This window comes from Lysinibacillus sp. BS3, from assembly GCF_039614735.1.
GTDB classification, from domain to species: Bacteria; Bacillota; Bacilli; order Bacillales_A; family Planococcaceae; genus Lysinibacillus; species Lysinibacillus capsici.
In genome coordinates this window covers 4,634,085-4,656,727 of sequence record NZ_CP154860.1, presented here as the reverse complement: position 1 = coordinate 4,656,727, position 22,643 = coordinate 4,634,085, and the positions used below count along the sequence as shown (strand labels likewise).

The window sequence follows — 22,643 nt, the reverse complement described above, 5'->3', positions numbered from 1 at the left end:
CGTCACCCTCTGGCTCAGTGAAAAAGGATAAAGGTTTTCATAGTGCCTCACAGGACAGCTTTAATGAATATCTATGCAAAAAGTCACAAGGACATGCACGCAAAAATTAAATGGCTACAAGACAGGCTTTCGCTTTTTCAATTTGGATTTTTACTTGTTCAAAGCCAGTACCACCTAAGGAATGGCGGCGGCGAACAGCAGCTTCTGGCGCTAGTACATCATAAATATCCGCTTCAATTAACGTACTTTCTTGCTGCATTTCTTCCAATGGCAAGTCTAATAAATAAATGCCCTTTTGAATACATGTAAAGACAAGCTTACCAGTCACCTCATGTGCCTCACGGAATGGCATCCCCTTTGTAGCAAGGTAATCTGCTAGCTCCGTTGCATTTGAAAAATCAGCGTGAACAGCCTGATGTAAGCGTTCCGTGTTGACAGTCATTGTACGAACCATACCTTCAAAGATTTTAAGTGAACCAAGAATCGTATGAACAGTGTCAAACATTCCCTCTTTGTCCTCCTGCATATCTTTGTTATATGTTAATGGTGTGCCTTTTAACACCGTTAATAAGCCCATTAGATTCCCATAAACACGCCCTGTTTTACCACGAATAAGCTCTGCCATATCTGGGTTTTTCTTTTGTGGCATAATCGAAGAACCTGTTGAGAAGGCATCATCCAGTTCGATAAATTTAAATTCATCTGTAGACCAGATAATAATTTCCTCAGCAAAGCGTGATAAATGCGCCATAAGTAAGGAGGAATGACTTAAAAATTCCACAATAAAATCACGATCACTTACAGCATCCATGGAGTTTGCGTAAACCTCGCTAAACCCTAATAGCTCTGCTGATTTTAAACGGTCAATCGGGAAAGTTGTCCCTGCCATTGCCCCAGCACCTAAAGGTAAAATATCAATACGTTTTATGGATTCTGTAAAACGTTGTTTATCACGCTCTAGCATCCAAAAATAAGCCATTAAATGGTGTGCAAAGGAGATTGGCTGTGCACGTTGTAGATGCGTATAACCTGGTGCAATCGTTTCAATATGCTCTTGTGCTTTGTCTAATAGTGTTTGTTGGAACGTCACAATTAAATCAATTGCTTCCTGCACACGCTTTTTCAAGAAAAGATGCATATCCGTTGCTACTTGGTCATTTCGGCTACGTCCTGTATGTAGTTTGCCACCGACAGGACCTATTAAATCAATTAACATTTTTTCTAAATTTAAGTGTATATCTTCATTGGCAACGCTAAATTCAAGCTTACCTGCGATTGCCTTATCTTTTAATTGGGCAAGACCACCTAGTATGGCCTCTACATCAGCTGCCGGTAAAATTCCTGTGGCACCAAGCATTGTGACATGTGCAACACTACCTTCAAGGTCCTCTAGCACAAGTTGCTGGTCAAAGCCAATGGATGCGCCAAATTCGTCTACCCATGCTTCTGCTGATTTTTGGAAACGTCCACCCCAAAGTTTTGTCATGTCAGCTCACCTTTTCCTCGATTACTTATCAAAAGGTGTAGTATAAGCACAAATGCCTCACCACACCTTGCTTGTTTAACATTACTTTTTATTCACAGATGAGTTCACTACAGTTGGTAGCCCCCATAACTCGATAAAGCCTACAGCGGAAGCATGATTGAATTGATCTTCCTTCGAGTATGTTGCTAGCTTTTCACTGTATAATGAATTTGGTGATTTACGTCCTTCTACAATCGCATGTCCTTTAAATAGTTTCACACGTACTGTACCATTCACATATTGTTGTGTTTGCGCAAGGAATGCTTCCAGAGCATCACGTAATGGTGAGAACCATAGACCGTCGTAAATTAATTCGGATAGTTTTTTCTCGATTACTGGCTTGAAATGTGCTAATTCTTTTACAAGCGTTAAGTCCTCAAGCTCTTTATGCGCTGTTAACAGCACTTTTGCACCTGGAATTTCATAAACCTCACGAGATTTAATACCAACTAAACGATTTTCAACGTGATCGATACGTCCTACACCATGAGCACCTGCTACTGCATTTAATTCTTGAATTAAATCAGCAAGCTTCATTTCTTTTCCATTTAATGCTACTGGTTTACCAGCTACAAACTCGATTTCCACATACTCTGCTTCATTCGGTGCATTTTCAACAGAAACAGTTAAGCCATAAGCTTCTTCTGGTGGTGACACCCATGGGTCTTCCATGATGCCAGCTTCATTCGCACGGCCCCATAGGTTTTGGTCGATTGAGAATGGTGAATCCAATGTTGCAGGAATCGGTACATTATGCTTCATTGCATATTCGATTTCCTCATCACGGCTCCAGCCCCACTCACGTACTGGTGCTAATACCTCTAAATCTGGATTTAATGCTTTAATCGATACTTCAAAACGAACTTGGTCATTCCCTTTACCTGTGCAACCATGCGCAACAGCATCTGCGCCTACTTGATTAGCAATCTCTACTAGTTTTTTCGAGATAAGTGGACGGGAAAGTGCTGATACTAATGGATACTTTTGCTCATACCAAGTATGTGCTTGTAAAGAAATTAATGCATACCCTTCAGCAAATTCGTCTTTCGCATCTACCATATAAGATTCAATCGCTCCTACTTGAAGAGCTTTATTTTTTACGAATTCAAGATCTTTCCCTTCGCCAACGTCAAGACATACTGCAATTACGTCCCAACCTTGTTCTTTTAACCATGGAATTGCTACCGAAGTATCAAGTCCACCTGAATAAGCTAATACCACTTTTTTATTTGCCATTAAAAATGCGCCTCCATTGCTCTATCGATATGTATGTTTATACATTCATTTAAAAGTTTATACACGAATAGTATCATGTTATAAAAATAAATACAAGTGTATTTTTATAAATTCATAGACTTTTATTTTTATTGTCAAAAGTAAGTCGTTCCTTGTATAAGGTTGACAAGAAATCCATGGCAATTCACTCGAAAAAACGTTTTTTTACTATATATATAAATGTATACTATATAAATTTAGCAACGGACGAAAAAAAAGAATCCATGATACAAACTGGATTCTTTCTAGTTACTTAGCTGATTGTATCTTATACAATACTTTTTTAGGATTAATCAAAATAAGTAGAACGGCCACCGCCGAATATAAAATGGCATTATACATAATTAAATCAATTAGGTTTCCATTAATGGAGCCGATAAAAAAATTAAAGAGCTGATGAATAATAATAGGAATGATTAAATTCTGATTGATCGTATAAAATACTGTCATGATGATGGTCGTAGCTATAATCGTTAACATAAAGAAGAAGCTATATTTGATCAAATCCATTCCCATAAACCCTGTTGTAAGCCATATCGGTAAATGCCACATTCCCCACCAAAAGCCTATGATAATTGAAGCTATTAATGGCGAATACTTCTTTTGCAGCTCCAGCAGTGCAAAGCCCCTCCATCCTAACTCCTCACCCAGTGGTCCTGACAAAAGCGTTTTAACAAAATAAAAACTGAGCATGCCCCATGAAGACAGCGTAAAAATAGAGGTTTCTTCATAATTATTCATGATATGAAACAAAATCATGATAAAGATAGCTGTTTGTATCATCACGATTAAAACAATTACTGAAAGTGACAATTTGTTTTTGAATTTTTGTTTGACAAAGTGTATAAAACGTTGCCCAGGATAGATTCTTGGAAATAGTATCGCAAAGGCAAAGGTGGATGACCAAGCCGATAGACAGCGTACGGTATCAAATAGCCAAGTAGGATAGCCTAATAGCTTGACGGCTCCTACAACACAGAAAAGTGGCCAAAAAATAATATTGGTTAAAATAATAAAGCTTGCTACTGGTTTTTTTAATTTCTTTTTTCTACGCAAGTAGATCCCCCATTTCATCTGAATATCTTCAGCATAAACCTAGGGGTTGCTCACAGGTCAAATCCATTTTGCCATTATTTTATCGGTACATACATTTCTAAAAAAATACGTTCAAGCCCTTCTTCATAAGTGGTAAGCAATAAGTTGATATAAACAAGCCCTAAAAGCTCATAGCCATTTTCCTTAGCTACTTTTCTTATACTAGCCTCTACTTTATTGTCTGTATTTTTGCCACCTGTTGACCAGCGCCCATCTTCAATAACTGTATAAAGACATTTGGGATGCGCTAAAACTTCACCTTTAATTGGATGATCGCTATTTTCTACTTTCCTGACAACCATAAATTTATTTTCGAGCATTCCGCTATCATCGAATCTAATAACTCTTCTTAAAGAAGTAAGAATTACCGCTTTCTTTATACTGTCTGCATTTTCTTTTAACGAATCATATTCATCATAGGCTGTATAATGATCTATTACGCCCATTATTTCTAATGGTTTCATTTCCTTTATAGTATACGTGCCTAGATATTGGCTAATTTTTTGACAATCCTCTTTTACAAGCTGGAGCTTTTTTAATTGTAGCTTTTTATAAGCTATTTCCTCTAACATTACTTGTTCTTTTTCTACTAACAATGATTGGATGCCCTCTATACTCTTGCCTTTTCTCAATTCCTGAATCTTTTTGATTTCAAAATCAATTTCTCTATAAAAATTGATTGTTGTGATATCGTATATATCAAAATGATTGTATGTTCTATACCCATTTTCACTATTTTGCTGGGGCTTTACTAATCCCTTTTCTTCATAAAATTTTAAGGTATCTCTAGAAACTCCTAAAAATTTTGCAACTTGACCAATTGTATACATCTATGTCTCCTTTTCAACTCTTCCTTTTTACTACTATAGCTACAATTATATGTAAATATGAAAAAACCGTAGACATGCACGTGAAGCATGTTTACAGTTTCAAATGTTGTTATTTCTTATGGAAAAATGATTTGCCTAGCCATTCAATGGTTGCAGGGGCTAATGCATACAATTTACTCGACAATCCCATAATTCTAGGTAGATTAATCTCACGAACAGGACGATCAATCGTTTTCACTGTCTCTTGAGCTACTTCCTCCGCTGACAATAAAAAGCGCCCTAAGGATTCTCGGTAGCCACTTGTATCATTGGCTTTATCTAAAAATGGTGTATCAATGGGACCAGGATGGATGGCTGTCACTTTTACATTGTAAGGAGCTAATTCCATACGCAATCCATTGGTAAAACCGACAATAGCATGTTTCGTCGCAGCATAGACACTCGCTTTTGGTGTGGCCACCTTCCCAGCCTGAGAACCAATGAATATTAAATGGCCCTGTTTGCGCTCTATCATCTTAGAGGCTAATCGTTTGGCAAGATAAATGGGTACGCTAACATTTAATTCGATCATTTGCGCAATATCCTCATCCTGTAAAGCAGGGGCTACAGCAAACTTCCCTACACCTGCTGAAAGAATCGCTACATCAATCGGTGGTAGCTGCGCACAAACATCATCAAGTGTATGTAGATTGGTTAAATCCGCTTGGATCACTTGAGCACCTAAACGCTCTAGCACCTTTAGTGCAACGGCATTGCGACCTGTGGCATAAACGATATGCCCTTGAGCTACTAGTAATTCAGTTATTTTTAAGCCAACCCCACTTGTAGCTCCTGTCACAAAGATTGTTTTGTTAGGATGTTTCATGTATAAACCTACTTCCTTTGAAATAAAAAGATACCTGCTTCTGTCTTTGTTGACGTAATATACTCATTGGCCTCTAGGTAATCTAAATGACCAAGTGTTTTAGATAAAGTTAAACCAAGCTGATGCTGGAAGATAGCCGGATACAAGCGTTTTGTTACTTGGACAACTGTTAATTGATCATCGCCTAATAATTCAAAAACCTTCATTGATTGTTGGTGCTGTCGCTCTAATCGTTTATCAATTAACAACGGAATATCCTCTAGCTCTGCTCCATGCCCTGTATGCATCATTTTGACAGGTAATTGACGTAGAATTTCAAGGGATGCATTATATTGTAGTAAAGATTTTGTACGTCCTACAGTACGATCCAATGGTGGCTCTATTAATGGATTGGGTGTTATTTTTTCAAGCAATAAATCTCCACCAATCACATGATGAGTTTTTTCATCCCAAAAAATAAAGTGACTTTGTGCGTGACCTAATGTTTCGATTGCCTTTAATCCTGGATGCCCAGGAACTTCATCTCCATCTGCCAAAATTTGCGTTAATGGTCGTTCCCCTACAAGCTCCAATTCACGACGAACATGGACACTTTTTGCAATATATTCTTGTGGTACCCCATGCTCCAATAAACGTTCACTGTAAAATTGTTCATGATAGCGTAAAAAGTCTTCATCATGACGAAGCCATTTGTCATTATAGGCATGCCCTAAAATTTCTGCATATGGAAAAGCATCGACCCATCCCGCATGATCTGGATGATGATGGGTTAACACAACCTGTTCAATATCTTGCATGTCAAAGCCTGCTGCTCGAATCCCCCATTTTAAAGCATCATAGGCTTCCATTGTTTTTGGGCCAACATCAAAAATGCTAAGTGCATCGCCTTTTACAATAAATGCATTGACATCTCCTACTGCATAGGGTGTTGGTATTTCTATTTTGTATATAGACAAAGTTGTCTCCCCCTTTTCACGCACTTGTGAATACTGATTCATTCTATTTTACAAGTTTTTTCTGTTTTCGTCATCCTCCTGTTGACAGGTTGCCTATTCCTCACTATAATTTTGAATAATCTAATTATTTATGTGCGTTGAAGAAGACGAGTACGTATCTGGTGAAGGTGTTAGAGAGTGTTACATTTGCTGAGAGTAACATCACCCGCTCCCATTACCGAACCTACTTCTGAGCAGTTATGCAAACATAACCGTTTCCCTTGCGATAAGAGGGCTAAGAGTTGTGCCAACAATTGGCAAACAAAGGTGGTACCGCGGAAACGAGAGCGTTTTCGTCCTTCTAGATAAGGACGAGAGCGCTTTTTTATTTTGAACTGGAGGTTTTGTTCATGAAAAAAATTTTATTTATCGGTGCAGGCTCAATGGCGGAAGCATTGATGCAAGGCTGGATTAAACAAAAGGTGTTCACACCACAGGAAATTTACGTCACCAATCGCTCAGACAAGGAACGCTTACATTTCCTACATGAAACATATGGTGTCCATTGTGTGTTTGATCCTGCGATTTTTCAACAGGCAGATCTGATTATCTTAGCGATGAAGCCGAAAGATGCTATTGCTGCTATGTGTGATTTAAAGCCTAAACTTACGGCACACACTGCTGTACTATCTATTTTAGCAGGCATTGCGATTGATACAATTACAGAATTTTTAGGGAGTCGCCCAGTAGCAAGGGTGATGCCGAATACTTCCGCTACAATCGGCATGTCAGCAAGTGGCATTGCATTCAATAACGAGGTATCTGCAGACCAGCGTATCCTATTCCTCCAGTTATTAGAGGCTGTTGGCTCCGTTATTGAAGTCGATGAAGATCAGTTACATGCAGTCACAGCCCTTTCAGGTAGCGGCCCTGCCTATATCTATTATTTAATGGAAGCTTTTGAACGAGTAGGGACGAAGGTAGGCTTATCGAAAGATACGGTGCGCTTGCTAATGACTCAAACACTTGCGGGGACAGCTGAGATGCTCAAGCAGTCATTAGATGAACCAGATGTCTTACGCAAAAAGGTGACGAGTCCTGGTGGCACGACGGAGGCAGGGATACAGGCATTAGAGCAATATCAATTTAATGAAGCCATCGAAGCCTGCATTAAAGAAGCGGAGGCACGATCTCGTTCACTTGCAAATGGGTAGCATTATGTGCAAAATAGAGTGTATCACTAGGAATTAGGAGGCTTTATTTTGAGTAAATTATTCGAACCCTATACATTGCAATCTATCACCTTAAAAAACCGTGTTGTGATGGCACCTATGTGCATGTACTCAGCACAAGACGATGGCATGGTAACACCCTTTCATTTCGTCCATTATGCAACACGTGCAGCTGGTCAAGTAGGCTTAATCATTTTAGAAGCTACTGGTGTTGTGCCAGAAGGTCGTATCTCAAATAAGGATTTAGGGATTTGGGATGATGCACATATTGAAGGATTAAGTCAATTAGTTGAGGGGATGAAAGCGTACGGCGCTAAAACAGGCATCCAGCTTGCACATGCTGGTCGCAAAGCAACAGTAGATGGCGAAATTTTTGCTCCATCAGCTATTGCCTTTAGTTCAGACTATAAAACACCAACAGAAATGACAGAAGAGGACATTCACTATGTCATCGAGGCATTTAAACAAGCAGCTATTCGTGCCGCAAAGGCTGGCTTTGATGTACTAGAAATTCATGGCGCACATGGCTATTTAATTAGCGAGTTTTTATCACCTGCTACGAATAAACGTCAAGATCAATATGGGGGCTCACAGGAAAATCGATATCGCATTCTACGTCAAGTCATCGATGCTGTTCGCAGTGTATGGGATGGTCCTTTATTGGTACGTGTCTCTGCGGAAGATTATGCGGAAGATGGTACAACAATGGATGACTTTATTGTTTTTAGCCGCTGGATGAAATCTCAAGGTGTTGATTTAGTTGATGTGTCAACAGGGGGCGTTGTACCAGCAGCCATCAATGTCTTTCCAGGCTATCAGGTACCACATGCAGAAGCGATTAAGCATGGGGCTGATATTCCTACTGGTGCAGTTGGTCTTATTACCACAGCCATTCAAGCCGAAGAGATACTCCAAAATAATCGTGCAGATTTAATATTCTTAGCGCGTGTTTTATTACGAGACCCTTACTGGGCACTACATGCAGCTAAAGAGCTAGGAGAAGACGTGCAGCCTCCCGTACAATACGTTCGTGGTTGGTAATTACATTTCCATCAAAAAACAGCTTGTGCTCCAGCAAGCTGTTTTTTCATTAGAAAAGTGGATTTTGTTTTAATTCTACATCAATAGCCTGTACCAATGTCTCCGCGTCATCTGCTGTCACAACTTCCCCATTTACTATCGCAAAAATACCTTGCTCACAGATTTCACAATGGGATGTACAACCAGATTCCTCTATCTCAATATCTTCTCGTTCTACTAATACATCATACGCATCTGCCGCACCAAGTGCTAAATTAGTGATACAAAACTCCACTCTATTTTTTAGCTGCTGTGGTTCCTTCTTTTTTTTAAAAAGAGAAAATACCATGTTTATTGCCCCCCCTACTCTCTAAAAATAATCATACCACAATTCCATAAACTTCATGAAAACTGTAGCGTTAAGCAAAATGATTATCATAAAATACTATTAATCTTTCAGCTCAATCAACATAAGTTTTTCTTATGAAATTAATGTACAACCATTAAACGAAGATGACTGCCTTGAAAAAAGGTAGTTACAAACTTATCATGCAAAACCTTCAAGTACAATTTTGCAGTCAACTAAAATAGCTATTTATGTTGTTCAATCAAATCATCAGTCTACTCCATACATCGTGTAAACAAAACTCCCACACAAATGTAGTGCTTTTATTAAGTAAATATTAAAAACAACCAAGTCTCTTATGTATGACCTGGTTGTTTTATCTCTTATTTAACGTATTGTGTCTTTTTAATAACCGATTTTAACGCCACCCCTACTACACATATAAATCCAATAACTAACAATAAAAATCCTATTGGAATAAGAAAGAATGGTTCTTCTAATGTACCATCAGGTGCTACATTACTCCCTTTCACCATAAAGATTAAAAAACTAAGTACGCCTAATATGATTGGCATTAATGCAAAAATATATTTTTTCATAACTTTTTCTTCTCTCCTAAATATTTTTATGTTTAATTCCTACACTGCAGCTTTCTACAACTCGCTGTAACAATCATAAATCCAAAATATATTCTAAGTCAATTATTTTTTATTGATAAACAATAAATTTTTATTCTAATTCAACCAATCTCAAAATTGACATTTTGAAATTCTAACTATAAAATGACCATAATCTCAAGTGATAATATGGAAGGGTGATTTGTATGAACTATGAAGATTTAATGCAATGGAAAGGTTATTTGTTTTTAGATAATATAGTAGAGCCAGGGACAAACTCTTTGAGAGTTTCTATTTCTAGAGCTTCCGTCAGCGCCGAAAGCGAGGATATAAGTTTTGAGGAATATACTATAAATGATGTCTATCCTATTGAAATTGATAAGACATTACCGGCCATACATATAGAATTCGATTCATATGTAGCCTATACTGTTTTTGACGAATCATTTCATTTTGTCAATCAAGAAGATGATTTCTTGGGTAACTCAGTACGTCTTTTTACAAAATCAACTTATTTAGATTTTATAAGTAAAGGAACTATAGCTCTCGATATCTATTCCTACAAGGAGCTATTCCATTATCAGATTGTTTGTTTAGACCATATTATTGATATTGTCTCATTCGATAAACCCACTATTATAAGCGAATAAGTAGTTTTTAAAACAGTCAATGAAATCTTGTTGTCTGTTTTCTTTATTTCTATTAAAGCATCTCGTAAAAGAGCTCCCGTAAGTTCAATTATTTTTTAATAGAAACTTTAAAATATTTTTTGTAAACTCTTCGTATGAAGTATTCTTTCCACGTTGGTTATACCACTTTCGTATTGTTTCTACTAACCAAAACGGCACAGAATTTCCATCAATTAAATGATAGTATTGCTCATATCCTTTTTTTAAATGCTCCCATCGATGATCATTACCCTGTAGTGTGTACTCAGAGACATCAATTATTTTTGCCCTTCCATTCTGTAGCAAAATATTTTTCAAATGAATATCACGAGGGTTAAGGCCCTTCTTCCGAACATATTCTCTTGCATCCTCTACTTCATTTATAACCTGTTTTGGAATGTGAATACCTTGTAGAATGCAATCAAAAAGCGTTTTTCCTTCTTCGTAACTTAAAACAAGGTATTCTTCATGTGAAGCAAAGCATGTTGAAAAGAAAGGTGAATCTCCAAGTATTTGATACACATTTGCTTCAACTTTTACTTTGTGCACTTTGTCTTTGGCATATAGTTTAAATGCATACGCTGGGGCGGAAAGAGCTTGAAAAACAGCCGCATCTGTCCCAACACCTATACATTTCAAATCATCAGCTTCACCACTTATGGTAACAGGCTCGTTATTTGGATTTGAAAAAACGTTTATTTTAGAAAGAGAACCTATAGCTTTATCCCAATCGTTTTCCATTTCCATCTCTCCCATCATTTGCATTGAAGTATACTACACTATCTAATTACTTTAGTAGGGATTCTATATCGCCCCTAACAATATTCAAATCTCAAGTTTCCTACACACACTCTTTAATTTTAAAACGTTGGGAACTACTAGAAGTTTCTATATCCATTTCTCCATATGGAAAGTATACGGCTTTGTTAGCTACAGAAGAACCAGTTCTATCCTCTATTTACCCTTAACCACCTTTATTAAAAACTCAAAGTGATTTGGGTTTTATTTTTATCATGATTGTCACGAACTTATAGCTAGCCTTGACACAAAAAGAAACGCTGTGTCAGACTACTTCACAGCGTTTCTTCTATTAATCTTTAAAAATCATATTCAGCATCTTTTTTGGCTCGAATTTCTGCAAAAGCCTCTGTAACCATCACGGTATCCTCTGCTAACCGTTCTAAACGAAAAAGGACATCATCATTGACAATTTCTTTACGTAAAAAATCCTTTTCTTCTATAAATACATAGGTCGGTACGATGTGCGCTTTCATATAAGCAAGGATCGGCTTTAGTTGCTGTTCCACCATTAAATAATGCTTGGATGTACCCGCTGTAACAATAACACTGACGACTTTATCGCGGAAGGCATTGACAGGTAAAAGGTCAAAGATGTTTTTTAATGTAGCTGGTATAGATGCTTGGAATGTTGGCGTCCCAATAACGATCGCATCTGCAGCCATAATGGTTTCCGTCACATATTTTGTATCGCCTTCATATTCAAAGTAATTACGTCCATCACTAAAAACTAGCTGATAGTCAGCAAGATCTAGTAATGTTACTTCATGCTGTGGGTATTTTTCTTGTAACATCTCGACTAACTTTTGTGTAGCTGTTCTTGTCTTTGAGCCGACAATAGAACCCGCAAGTGCGACAATTTTCATAATGAGCCACTCCTTATTTTGCTGTGTGTTTTTTTATCGCTGGAATTATATCATTACCAATGATTTCAATATTTTTCATCAATTTTTCGAACGGTACGCCACCAAAATCGATTTGTGCCATAAAGCGTTGCATGCCATATAGTTCGTATTGATAAAGTAGTTTTTCAATAATTTGCTCTTTACTGCCCACCATTAAAGCATCACGTGTATCAGGCGCTTGTGCAAATTGTTGCTTTGGATAGCCCCCACCACGAATCGCTTGGAATCCACCGTTTAAATGTGGATACATGCCCTGTAATGCCTCTTTTGTTGTGTCTGCTACATAAAACAAGCTTGTTGTAGCAATAGGTAATTCATTTGGGTCAAAGCCTTTGCGCTCTGCCGCTTCGCGATAGGCATCCACTGATGGTTTAAAGTTGATAGCAGGTCCACCTAATGTTGTAAGCATCATCGGAATGCCCATATAACCTGCTTTAATGGCACTGGTAGGTGGTCCACCCACCGCACGCCATATTGGCAACGAGCCGTTTTTTGGCTGCGGTAAAATTTGTGCATGGTGGAGAGGTGCTCTAAATTGCCCTTCCCAAGTCACAAGCTCCTCGTCATTGATTTTCATAAGAAGCTCTAGTTTTTCCTCAAAGATTTCTTCATAATCTTGTAAATCAACACCTAATAAGTGATAGGCACCTACACGTGAACCACGTCCCGCTACTATTTCTGCACGACCATTTGATAATAAATCAATTGTGGCAAAATCCTCATATACTCGTACAGGGTCTGAAACACTTAATACGGTTGCGGAGCTAGACAATTTAATAGTCGAAGTTGCTTGTGCGATAGCACCTAACACGACCGTATGTGCCTGTGTTGTAAAATAAGACTGATGACTTTCACCTATGCCAAATACATCAATTCCAGCTTGCTCTGCTAATTGACTTGCCTCGACTAGCTCTTTTAGTCGTTGTTGAGCAGAAATACGCTCGCCTGTTAGTGGATTAGGGATATGATCACCTAAAGAGTAAAGTCCGAATTCGAGTCCTTGTGCTTGATCAATACGATATTTTTCCATCATGTGTTATCTCTCCTTATTCTAGCGGTTCTAAAATAGCTTCAATTTCTGAACGTCTCTCTTCTAAAAATGGCGGGAGGTCTAACTCTTTGCCAAGTTCTTCGACTGCTGAATCTACCGTAAACCCTGGCCCATCTGTCGCCATTTCAAATAAAATACCGTTACGATCTCTAAAATATAGACTTTGGAAATAATAACGATCAACCACACCAGTACTATCCAATCCAAGCTCCTTAATTTTGGTATCCCATTGCTGTAATTCTTCAACGGTTGCAACACGTAACGCAAGATGGTGAATACTGCCTTTACCAGGTTTCTCGCTTGGTCCTTCTAATTCTTTGACAACAATCTCGCCAAGCACTTCCCCTTCTATTGATTGTAGGACCGTTTCTTTGTCCTTTTCTGCAATAACTGTATAGTGAAATAAATCTTGTAATAAATTGACCGTTCTTGATAAATATCGCACAGTGATTTCAATAGTTCCCATGCCTAAAATACGATGTTCCTGCGGTATATCATTTCCATCCCATGGTTGCCATTGAGCAGGGGTTTCTTGTCCTTGGTGGTTTAACAATACCATCCGTAAACCTTCATGATCTTCAAAAAATAAAGCCTCTTTGCCTGCATAAGTAGTGATTTCGCTATGTTCTACCTCTAGCTGCTGAAAGCGTTCTTTCCAATATAGTAGGCTTTCGGAGCTAGGTACAAGTAAGCCAATGCGCGTAATAGCATTCGTCCCTCGCACTGTACGTCCTGCAACAGGCATTTCAAAAAATGTTAATTCTGTACCTGCTGCGCCTGTTAAGTCTCCATAAAATAAGTGATACATGGAAGGTGAGTCTTGATTCACCGTTTTTTTCACACGTCGTAACCCTAAAATAGTTGTGTAAAAGTGATTATTCTGTTTACCATTTTTCGTTAGCATTGATATATGATGGTGTCCGCTTAATTTGTTCATCATAATTGTTCCTCCTCATTATTTTCACTTGACTAAGCAAGTGATTTCACAAAAAAAATTACACGGGCGGCAATTTTTTTTCTCGGCTATGTTTTTCAAGCTTTGTCATTGCAATATATAAAGATTTAATTTCTTCAGCTGATAATACTTCTTCAAAAAACGAAGACTGGAAGTGAAGTTGACTAGGTGTTGCTGCATCAATCATTTGCTCCCCTTTTGATGTCAATGAGATGGTTTTCGTCTTCCAATTTTGTTTACGCTCGATTAGTCCCTCTTTTTCTAGTCGGGCAAGCATGCGAGACATGCCACCTTGTGTTACAGTTACTTTTTCTGCTAATTGAGACTGTGTAATCGGGGCATATGTTTTAATCTGGATTAACACATCAAATTGTGCTGTCGTTAAGTCGAAACGTTTTAAAAATTCATTCGATAACTGATTACTTTGCGTTGTAAAGCGCATCATCCGAATCCACGTTAAGGTGCCTAGTGTATGATTTCTCATGACTTCACCCTCCCTTCAGTTATCACTTTACCACGCAAGTGATACTTCCGCAAGAAAAATATCTCGAATTCAAGATATTTTTTTAACATAGGGAGACCCCCTATATGATGCCAGGTGTTGTAACAGGATATAAATTGCCCTTAAGAGCAAAAGAAATTCTACCCGTTTCTTCTGATACAACCATTACAAGTGCATCACTTTGCTCACTCAATCCCAGCGCTGCACGATGCCTTGTTCCTAATTTCTTTTCCCCTGTATACCGCTCTGACAATGGCAGTACATTGGCAGCTGACTCAATTTGATTTTGATGGACAAGTACCGCTCCATCGTGAAGTGGATTACCAGGGAAGAAAATAGATTCTAATAAAGAATGGGTTAAATCTGCACCAATATGAATACCAGGCTGAATTAAATTCTCTAAAGCATCCTGTCTTTGAATAACAATTAAACCACCATGCCTTCTCAAAGACATATTTTGCACACTGTGTGATAGCTCTGGATACTTTTCAGTAAACGGGGAAAGATAACAATTTAAATAGAACGTTGCAGCTTTCATTTCAATTGTCATAAACTTCTCTTTAATTTTCTCAAAATTACCAAGGAGACAATTTGCATCTGTATCCATTTCCTGCACACTCTGCTGTAAGGACATGATCACTTCGAGAAGCTCATCTTTTAAAGTTTCTTTCATTGGTGAAAAATCACAATTTGTTGGATCCATATGATACACACCTCTTCATTTCATCACTGTTTACGATAGTTTTTCTCTCTATATGTTTTTTATTCTCCTTTAAGTAAAACGACCTCCTACAATGTTGAATAGGAAGTCGTTAATATCCTTACATATGCCCTGCTCGGATTTTCTTTACGATGCTGAAAGTCGTGTAGGCAGCAGCGGGTGCTAATACAACAATAAAAATAATCCACACAGTTAAATTATTTGTTGCTTTTAATGTTTCATAATTTGTCATGACAAAAATAATCAGACCGAATAATAGTAAATAGCTCAGCACATTGGGAAAAATGACGATTAATCGTAATAATGCTGGCGGCATCTTTTGTTGATTCATTTAAACCACACCCCTTTTTTCAATTATACGGGAATCTAGTGATTTATCGTACTATATTTTTCCTTTTATACTTTATATTTGCCTGCTGATAGTTGGAGGTTTGCCGCTGTTGTATTTAATTGGTCGATAAATGCGGTCATGCTCTCCATATTTTCCGCTTGATGTTTAGCCTTTTGAGCAACGGCATCAACACTTTGCGATGTCTGCTTAGCCAAGAGCGAAACATCTTCCATGGTAGCTGTTACTTCCTCTGTACTAGCAGCAATTTCCTCAGTGGAGCTTGATACTAAATCCACTTGTGTTGCTAACACCTGTACATCATTATGAATTCCTTCAAACGATTGCTGTGCTTCTTGTACGATTGCACGTCCTGCATGTAAGACATCTGCTGTTGCTTGGATGGTTGCTACAATATTGGCTGTTTCCTTTTGGACATTCATCACCACCTGGGTGATTCTATCCGCCGCACTCTTAGAATCTTCAGCTAATTTCCGAACTTCTTCAGCTACAACGGCAAAGCCTTTCCCCGCTTCACCAGCACGCGCCGCTTCAATAGATGCATTTAATGCCAGTAAATTCGTTTGATCAGAAATTCCCGTAATCACATTGGTAAATTCCCCGATCATTGTGGATAGTTTTTCAAGCTCCTGTGTTCCAATCACCGCAAAATTCGTTTTCTCATGAACAGTCACTAATTGCTTTTGTAAGGACTGCATAATTTGTAATCCATTATCTGCGTTTTCCTCGGTATTACGTGAAATACTAGAAATTTCTGCTATGGATTCCGAAATATATTGAATGCTACGCGCCAATTCCTCCATTGAATGCGCACTGTCTGCCGTATTATTCTGTTGTGCAAAGGAGGCCTGAGCTACCTGACTAGATTCTCCTTGGATAATTGCGGCTGATTCAAGTGTTTCATGAGCATTTTCTTGAATTGTATAGGTAGCTTCTTTTATTTGATTGGCCCCTTGCTTTATCTCACACATAATTTGTTGGAAATTATCCATCATCCCATTAAATGATGTCACTAATTGGCCAATCTCATCTTTTGCATGGATTGGAATACGCTTGGTTAAATCTGCTTCTCCTTTACTAATTTCCTCTAAGGAGTTGCGCACGTTTAAAATACGCGATACTTGTTTCGAAATAGACAGGCCCGTAGTGAAGAAAATCACACAGACAACGATCAATGAAGCTACAATTGTGCCTACCAAAATTTGTGAGAGGATAGCATTGGATACAATAATAGCTAAGTATGTACCGTTTGATAATGGCTTTACATATTGCGTGACACGTGTGCCATCGTAGCGTCCTGAAAATTCAGTCGACTTTTGTGCTGAAAATTGGGCTGGCTCAAAACCAATATTCGCAAAATTTTGTTTTGCTGTAGCGGCAATGGCTTGGCCTTTTTCATCTACAATAGCGGCGAATAATACGGTTGAGGATAAATAGTTGTTCAGTTGATCGATATAAGATTCACTGCCGATACTTGCTTCTAAATCTAGTAGCTGCTGTCCATGGCGAGCCACCTGTACAATTTGTGGAGTTGCCGGATTCCAGCTACCTACCCCGACAAATTTGAAAAATTGATCATCGACATCGCGAATTTGTGCTTTTTGGACAATTTCTTTCGCTCTTCCATCTAAAAGTTGCATATATTCGGCAGCTTGTCCGTTTGGATCAGCGCCAAAGTTAAAATCAACAGTTGGAGCTACTGATGTCACCGTTGTATTCCCTTTATCATCTGTACTCCAAATCTCGTCGAGGCCACCACGCTCAGCAATGGCCTTTAAATCCTCATATGTAGCACCTTTGTCAATGATATAAGAAGCCATTACAGATTCGGCAATCATTTCTTTTTCCATAATTTCTTCTGCTTTTTCTCTAGATTGAATTGCTCCTTCCAACCCCATGACAATGGAGTTGGCGATTGCTTCTCCATTGCTTTTTTCACTTTTATATGTAGCTTGATAAACATAAATAGAAAATGCCGCTATAATGAACACCACAATGCCCATAATCTCCAGAAGCATTTTCCATTTCATTGACTTTCTCATGATGAGATCCCCCTAAAAATTACGATTATTTCCACTTCATCATACAATATTACTTCCATATATTTCATTAACAATTTATTAAATATAAAATAATAATTTTTGAAGAAGTTTAAATTGTCATTAATTTGTAAAAATTCTGGAATAGATAAGCAAGGAGGATAAATCTAACTATTTTGTACTAGTAGAGGCATGCAAAAAAGGATCATTCTCATGATTAAACAGTAATATTTAAACAAAATTATCTACACACCTTTAGGACTATAAACTAAAAACATCTATTAGAAGAATCTCCTCTAATAGATGTTTCTCACTTAATAACTATATCAAAATAATTTATTATGTTGCCATGTATATACGGCTTGATCAGCTGTTAGGAATGTATTCGGAAAAATCCCCTGTGCTTCAGCTAAAAATTGAGGTAAGTCATATGGAAGAAAACGTGCGCTTAAATGATTTAATAATAAATAGTGTGCTCCAGCTTGCTGTGCGACTTTTGCTGCCTCCACATTTGTTGCATGACCGTAGCTTGCTGCTAAATCTGTTGTTGTACCATCAAAAGTTGCTTCATGGACAATGATATCAGCGCCCATTGATAATTGGATTGCTTCTTCACAATATTTCGTGTCGCCTAAGACTGACAATGTAAAGCCCTTTTTGGCTGGTGCCACCACGTCTTTCGCAAGCACCACATCACCATTTTCAAGTACAATATCGTGGCCATTTTTTAATTGGCCTAGTAAAGGTCCCTTTGGAACACCAAGTGCCTGTGCTTTGTCGATTAATAATTCGCCTGGTAAATCCTTTTGTTCGATACGATACCCATAGCAAGGTACAACATGGCGTAATTCCTTAGCATGAATTATAAAATGAGCATCCTCAAAAATAATGCCTTCTTGTACTTCTACAAAGCGTAAAGGATATGTTAAATGGGTTTTTGATAGGGCCAATGTTTGTTCAATCCACTGTTGTAAGTCAGATGGTCCGAAGATCGTTAGCGGCTCATCCCCACCTTGAAAGGAACGCGAGCTTAAAAAGCCTGGAAGTCCAAAAATATGATCCCCATGTAAATGTGTTATAAATATTTTCGTCACTTTCCGTGGCTTTAACGACGTATGAAGGATTTGATGCTGTGTCGCCTCCCCACAGTCAAATAGCCACATTTCACTCACTTCGTCTAATAGCTTTACCATCAGAGCACTTGTATTTCGTTCTTTTGAAGGCATGCCTGCGCCTGTCCCTAGAAAATGTAGCTGCAACATAAGCCACCTCACTTCTTATTTATATCGTTTTATTGTACCTTATCCATTCCCATAAGAAAAACCTTTGGTGTACAGTTTCTCCAAAGGTTTCTTGATTATTTTGGTTGCCATGAAACAAGCGCTGCATGGAAATCATGACGATAATAATAACGTCCATCCTTTTCTTCGATAAAAGGTAGCAGTGATTCTTCTACATGGGCTCGCTGAAAATTCGTCGTTAATATTTTTTTACTCTGCGTTGTCACAAGCTGTTCATAGCTTTCATATTCATAGACACGTTCGAGCGGGATAATCTGACAATCCGCGTAAATATCCATTTCATAGAGTAGATTCAAAAACTCGATATAATCTCTGCGCGGAAATTTAATGTCATAACCATACTTTTCATATAACTGTTCATAGTGTGGCTGAATGGGACCTGTCGTCATCCCAATGATAGCACGCTTTCTCGCCAGCCGATTCATGTGATATAAAGCTGCTTTTATTTCATACATTCGGTAAAAACAATTCACGCCCAAGACGATATCATGTGGTTCAATCTCATCATGCTCTAAACTTTCCCACTTTGCATGAATATAGGAAACATGCTCCTCCTGCGGCATACACTGTTGTAAGTAATGCAAAATGCTTTCAGAGCTATCCACACATGTGAGCTTCCTTACTTTATCAGCTAATGGAAATGTATAATTGCCCCACCCAGGACCAATTTCTAATACAGAATGCTGAGGTTCAATCTTTTTTTGAAGCTCCTGAAAAATCAATGCAGCATAACGATCTGTTTGTCCCACTTTTTTACGTGCCACTGATTGGGCCCAAAATTGCTCCTCTAGCTGATCATTCACCATTCGTTCAGGCATATTGCCATGCCAGTCCTTCATGCCTTCCTGCCATAATGCCTCATAGTTAATGGCTAACGGTCCTTTTCTCGTCATATAGATACCTCTAACGATAATATTTCATATATTTTTTTCATATCAAGATTTGCACGAACGTGGTCGGCTAACATATTATAGGCATCTTCTCTTCGTTCTGCGTCACTTTTCACATCACTTGGTAAAGCTGCTAGCCCTTTTTTCACTCGTATTTCATTGACGAGTTGGCGGGTAAAGGGACGATTATGGAACAAGCCGTGGAAATATGTGCCAATCACTTGCTCATCTTGACTAACCGCACCATCTTCTCTTCCATCCTCTAATAGTAAAAACGGTGATACCGCACCACGTAAAATTTTTGTACGCCCTAGATGGATTTCATAGCCTGTCAATGTGTCCTGCCCTCTTACGCCTGTCATTTGCACCGTTTTTTTATTGCCTACAAAAATGGTTTCCATCGGCAATAGCCCAAGACCATCTGCAGATTCACCATTCCCCTCCACTGCTTCTGGATCAAGTAATGTTTCACCAAGCATTTGGAAACCGCCACAAATGCCAATAATTTTAGTACCGCATTCACGTAAATGTGTGATGGCTTGATCGAAGCCCTGTGCTTTTAGCCAAGCTAAATCATCCATTGTACTTTTCGTTCCTGGCAGAATGAGTAAATCTGGTGTACCTAATTCATTGACATGACCAATTAAACGTACACCCACCTCAGGCTCATCGAAAAATGGATCAATATCGGTGAAGTTTGAAATACGAGGTAAACGAATCATGGCTACATCTACAGCAAATTCGCCTGGCTTTGGTTTTTTAAAACGTAGTGACGATAATGCAAGAGAATCCTCTGCTTCAATATTGACATCGACATAAGGAATCACACCAAGTACCGGAATACCAGTTTCGCGCTCCACCCATGCCAAACCATCATCCAGTAATTCACGCATGCCTCTAAACTTATTGATAATTAATCCCTTAACACGTGCTCGTTCTTCCTCATCTAACAATGCCAGTGTACCAACAATCGAGGCAAAGACACCGCCACGATCAATATCAGCAACGAGGACTACCGCTGCATCTGCTAAATGAGCCATTCGCATATTCGCAATATCGCGATCCTTTAAGTTAATTTCTGCTGGGCTACCAGCGCCCTCTAGGACAATAACATCATATGTATGTTGAAGCGTGCGAACTGATTTTTCTACGATTGGCATCGCTTCTTGCACAAAATTATTGCGGTAGCTTTTGGCATCCATATTTAAAAAATGCTTACCATGAACGATAACCTCTGACATCATATCTTGCTTCGGTTTCAGCAAGATAGGGTTCATATCTGTCGTTGCAACAACACGAGCCGCCTCTGCCTGTACCCCTTGTGCGCGGCCGATTTCACCGCCATCCTTTGTAACAAATGAATTAAGAGCCATATTTTGTGATTTAAATGGGACTACCTTCAGTCCATCATCTGAAAATATACGACATAGTGCAGTACAAATCATACTTTTTCCAACATCGGAAGCTGTTCCTTGAATCATGATTGATTTTGCTGGCATAGTCACTCTCCTCCGTAATTATTCTATGGCAGAACGCATGTATTCGTTTTCGCTTCGTGTGTATTTCCTCCAGCAATTGTAAAGGGCTTTAAAATTCGAGCCCTTTCACCGCTGGAATCCCTTCATCATAGTAATGCTTTGTCGCCTCAATGGTTGACACTAAATCAGCCATTGCTAGTAATGCTGGATTCGCACTTCGTCCTGTGACAACCAAATGCATTGTAGAAGGGCGGTGTTGGATTGCCTCGATGACTTCTGCTAGGGGAAGGACATCATCGATTGGAAACTTGGTGATCGCTAGGGCATTGTTGAGTTCATCTAGGACCAATAAATCAATGCTGTCATCCTGTAGAGCTGCCTTCGTTTTTTTCCAAGCCTTGGCTAATGCAGCTCGATGCTCCTCAGGTGTTTTTGTCCATGTAAAACCTATGCCCATTTGTTCCATTTCTACGCCTAGCTTACGAAGGGCAATTTGCTCTCCATAAGTACGTTCTGGGGATTTGATAAACTGCAGATAACGCACATTTAAGCCTCGACCAACTGCACGCAATGTAACGCCAAGAGATGCTGTCGTTTTGCCCTTACCTTCACCTGTATATACTAAAAACAAGCCTTTTCTTGCCATGCTGATAGCCTCCTTACAGCCATGTTGTCTTTTCTGCAAACGGTGTTCGTTTCTTGTCGGTTTGTTCTTGCTCCTGTGGGTAGCCAATAAATATTGTACCAACTACTTTTTGAGCGTCGCTTGCACCAATAAACGTATGCATACGAGGATCATGTACGAGGCCAACACCACGTGTACGCCAAACAAAGCCAAGACCTAGCTCCTCTGCTGTCAACCACATAGACATAATGGCACTACATACAGCAAAGACATTATCTTCTGTCGCATCTGTGTCCCCTTCTACTATGTCAGCTGTCACCACAATGGCTACAGGGGTTGTTTGTACAACCTTTAATGAACTTTCCACTAAATTTGGCTTCGTGGGAAAGCGTTCTTGTAAATAAGCACTTGCCATTTCTTCATAACGCTTCATGGCTTCATCTTGAATGACATAAAAATGCCAGGGCTCACGCATCCGGTCATTTGGTGCATAGGTTGCTGCCTGTAAAATTTGCTCAATTTTTTCTTTCTCTACTGGTTGTGTCGTGTAATTACGAATTGCTCGACGTTTTTTTAATGCTTCAATGACAGTCATAGTGCTTCCTCCTTGTGCGCTTATAA

Annotated in this window: 24 protein-coding genes; 3 read left to right on the top strand and 21 right to left on the bottom strand. The window is 38.8% G+C overall.

The features are described from left to right. Positions 1-106: 106 nt before the first annotated feature. The 6 genes from argH to AAJG31_RS23250 form a co-directional block, all read right to left on the bottom strand. Positions 107-1,486 (bottom strand): argininosuccinate lyase, encoded by a 1,380-nt coding sequence (gene argH, locus AAJG31_RS23275; protein ID WP_279495384.1) that lies wholly within the window; start codon positions 1,484-1,486, stop codon positions 107-109. 81 nt (positions 1,487-1,567) lie between these two features. Beyond that, entirely contained in the window at positions 1,568-2,761 is a 1,194-nt protein-coding gene (locus AAJG31_RS23270; RefSeq protein ID WP_004231366.1) for an argininosuccinate synthase, read from the bottom strand. Between the two features lie 288 nt (positions 2,762-3,049). Continuing rightward, the gene (locus AAJG31_RS23265; RefSeq protein ID WP_259950808.1) at positions 3,050-3,856 is read right to left on the bottom strand and encodes a CPBP family intramembrane glutamic endopeptidase; all 807 of its coding nucleotides are present in this window, start codon (positions 3,854-3,856) and stop codon (positions 3,050-3,052) included. Between the two features lie 74 nt (positions 3,857-3,930). Then, entirely contained in the window at positions 3,931-4,725 is a 795-nt protein-coding gene (locus AAJG31_RS23260; protein ID WP_004231362.1) for a MerR family transcriptional regulator, read from the bottom strand. 109 nt (positions 4,726-4,834) lie between these two features. Further along, the gene (locus tag AAJG31_RS23255; RefSeq protein ID WP_048392368.1) at positions 4,835-5,590 is read right to left on the bottom strand and encodes an SDR family NAD(P)-dependent oxidoreductase; all 756 of its coding nucleotides are present in this window, start codon (positions 5,588-5,590) and stop codon (positions 4,835-4,837) included. A gap of 8 nt (positions 5,591-5,598) precedes the next feature. Continuing rightward, the gene (locus AAJG31_RS23250; RefSeq protein WP_279495387.1) at positions 5,599-6,588 is read right to left on the bottom strand and encodes an MBL fold metallo-hydrolase; all 990 of its coding nucleotides are present in this window, start codon (positions 6,586-6,588) and stop codon (positions 5,599-5,601) included. Between the two features lie 347 nt (positions 6,589-6,935). Here AAJG31_RS23250 and proC point away from each other — a divergent pair, with 347 nt between their 5' ends. Further along, the gene (gene proC, locus AAJG31_RS23245; RefSeq protein WP_004231357.1) at positions 6,936-7,739 is read left to right on the top strand and encodes a pyrroline-5-carboxylate reductase; all 804 of its coding nucleotides are present in this window, start codon (positions 6,936-6,938) and stop codon (positions 7,737-7,739) included. A gap of 48 nt (positions 7,740-7,787) precedes the next feature. Further along, positions 7,788-8,798 (top strand): NADPH dehydrogenase NamA, encoded by a 1,011-nt coding sequence (gene namA / locus AAJG31_RS23240; RefSeq protein WP_048392367.1) that lies wholly within the window; start codon positions 7,788-7,790, stop codon positions 8,796-8,798. A 49-nt stretch (positions 8,799-8,847) separates the two neighbouring features. Here namA and AAJG31_RS23235 read toward each other — a convergent pair whose 3' ends face one another. Then, positions 8,848-9,126 (bottom strand): DUF1450 domain-containing protein, encoded by a 279-nt coding sequence (locus tag AAJG31_RS23235; protein ID WP_279495389.1) that lies wholly within the window; start codon positions 9,124-9,126, stop codon positions 8,848-8,850. A 380-nt stretch (positions 9,127-9,506) separates the two neighbouring features. After that, positions 9,507-9,722 carry a DUF3955 domain-containing protein gene (locus tag AAJG31_RS23230; RefSeq protein ID WP_048392365.1) on the bottom strand — a complete coding sequence of 72 codons (216 nt, stop codon included), beginning with the start codon at positions 9,720-9,722 and terminating at the stop codon, positions 9,507-9,509. Positions 9,723-9,946: 224 nt separating this feature from the next. Between AAJG31_RS23230 and AAJG31_RS23225 the strand changes: the two genes are divergently transcribed. Continuing rightward, positions 9,947-10,390, top strand: a complete 444-nt coding sequence (locus AAJG31_RS23225; protein ID WP_279495391.1) for a hypothetical protein — start codon at positions 9,947-9,949, stop codon at positions 10,388-10,390. Between the two features lie 84 nt (positions 10,391-10,474). Here the strand turns inward: AAJG31_RS23225 and AAJG31_RS23220 are convergent, their stop codons facing one another. The 13 genes from AAJG31_RS23220 to AAJG31_RS23160 form a co-directional block, all read right to left on the bottom strand. Next, positions 10,475-11,149, bottom strand: a complete 675-nt coding sequence (locus tag AAJG31_RS23220) for a serine/threonine protein kinase (protein ID WP_115673351.1) — start codon at positions 11,147-11,149, stop codon at positions 10,475-10,477. Between the two features lie 356 nt (positions 11,150-11,505). Continuing rightward, positions 11,506-12,072, bottom strand: a complete 567-nt coding sequence (locus tag AAJG31_RS23215) for an NADPH-dependent FMN reductase (RefSeq protein WP_269898231.1) — start codon at positions 12,070-12,072, stop codon at positions 11,506-11,508. Between the two features lie 13 nt (positions 12,073-12,085). Next, entirely contained in the window at positions 12,086-13,141 is a 1,056-nt protein-coding gene (locus AAJG31_RS23210; RefSeq protein WP_279496357.1) for an LLM class flavin-dependent oxidoreductase, read from the bottom strand. 16 nt (positions 13,142-13,157) lie between these two features. After that, on the bottom strand, positions 13,158-14,099 hold the full coding sequence (locus AAJG31_RS23205; RefSeq protein WP_103119093.1) for a ring-cleaving dioxygenase: 942 nt from the start codon (positions 14,097-14,099) through the stop codon (positions 13,158-13,160). 58 nt (positions 14,100-14,157) lie between these two features. Beyond that, positions 14,158-14,601 (bottom strand): MarR family transcriptional regulator, encoded by a 444-nt coding sequence (locus tag AAJG31_RS23200; protein WP_048392361.1) that lies wholly within the window; start codon positions 14,599-14,601, stop codon positions 14,158-14,160. Between the two features lie 100 nt (positions 14,602-14,701). Further along, entirely contained in the window at positions 14,702-15,322 is a 621-nt protein-coding gene (cdaS, locus tag AAJG31_RS23195; RefSeq protein WP_054549207.1) for a sporulation-specific diadenylate cyclase CdaS, read from the bottom strand. Positions 15,323-15,440: 118 nt separating this feature from the next. Beyond that, entirely contained in the window at positions 15,441-15,671 is a 231-nt protein-coding gene (locus AAJG31_RS23190; RefSeq protein ID WP_009370265.1) for a hypothetical protein, read from the bottom strand. 65 nt (positions 15,672-15,736) lie between these two features. Beyond that, positions 15,737-17,731: a HAMP domain-containing methyl-accepting chemotaxis protein gene (locus tag AAJG31_RS23185; RefSeq protein ID WP_279495394.1), complete on the bottom strand. Its 1,995-nt coding sequence runs from the start codon at positions 17,729-17,731 to the stop codon at positions 15,737-15,739. A gap of 323 nt (positions 17,732-18,054) precedes the next feature. Further along, the gene (gene rnz / locus AAJG31_RS23180) at positions 18,055-18,987 is read right to left on the bottom strand and encodes a ribonuclease Z (RefSeq protein ID WP_279495396.1); all 933 of its coding nucleotides are present in this window, start codon (positions 18,985-18,987) and stop codon (positions 18,055-18,057) included. A gap of 98 nt (positions 18,988-19,085) precedes the next feature. Then, the gene (locus tag AAJG31_RS23175) at positions 19,086-19,922 is read right to left on the bottom strand and encodes a class I SAM-dependent methyltransferase (RefSeq protein WP_279495398.1); all 837 of its coding nucleotides are present in this window, start codon (positions 19,920-19,922) and stop codon (positions 19,086-19,088) included. After that, positions 19,919-21,418, bottom strand: coding sequence for a cobyric acid synthase (locus AAJG31_RS23170; protein ID WP_279495399.1), 1,500 nt, complete (start codon positions 21,416-21,418; stop codon positions 19,919-19,921). The genes AAJG31_RS23175 and AAJG31_RS23170 overlap by 4 nt, the downstream gene beginning before the upstream one ends. Positions 21,419-21,506: 88 nt before the next feature. Further along, on the bottom strand, positions 21,507-22,043 hold the full coding sequence (locus AAJG31_RS23165; RefSeq protein WP_048392354.1) for a cob(I)yrinic acid a,c-diamide adenosyltransferase: 537 nt from the start codon (positions 22,041-22,043) through the stop codon (positions 21,507-21,509). Positions 22,044-22,056: 13 nt separating this feature from the next. Beyond that, entirely contained in the window at positions 22,057-22,617 is a 561-nt protein-coding gene (locus AAJG31_RS23160; RefSeq protein WP_048392353.1) for a nitroreductase, read from the bottom strand. Between the last annotated feature and the right edge of the window lie 26 nt (positions 22,618-22,643).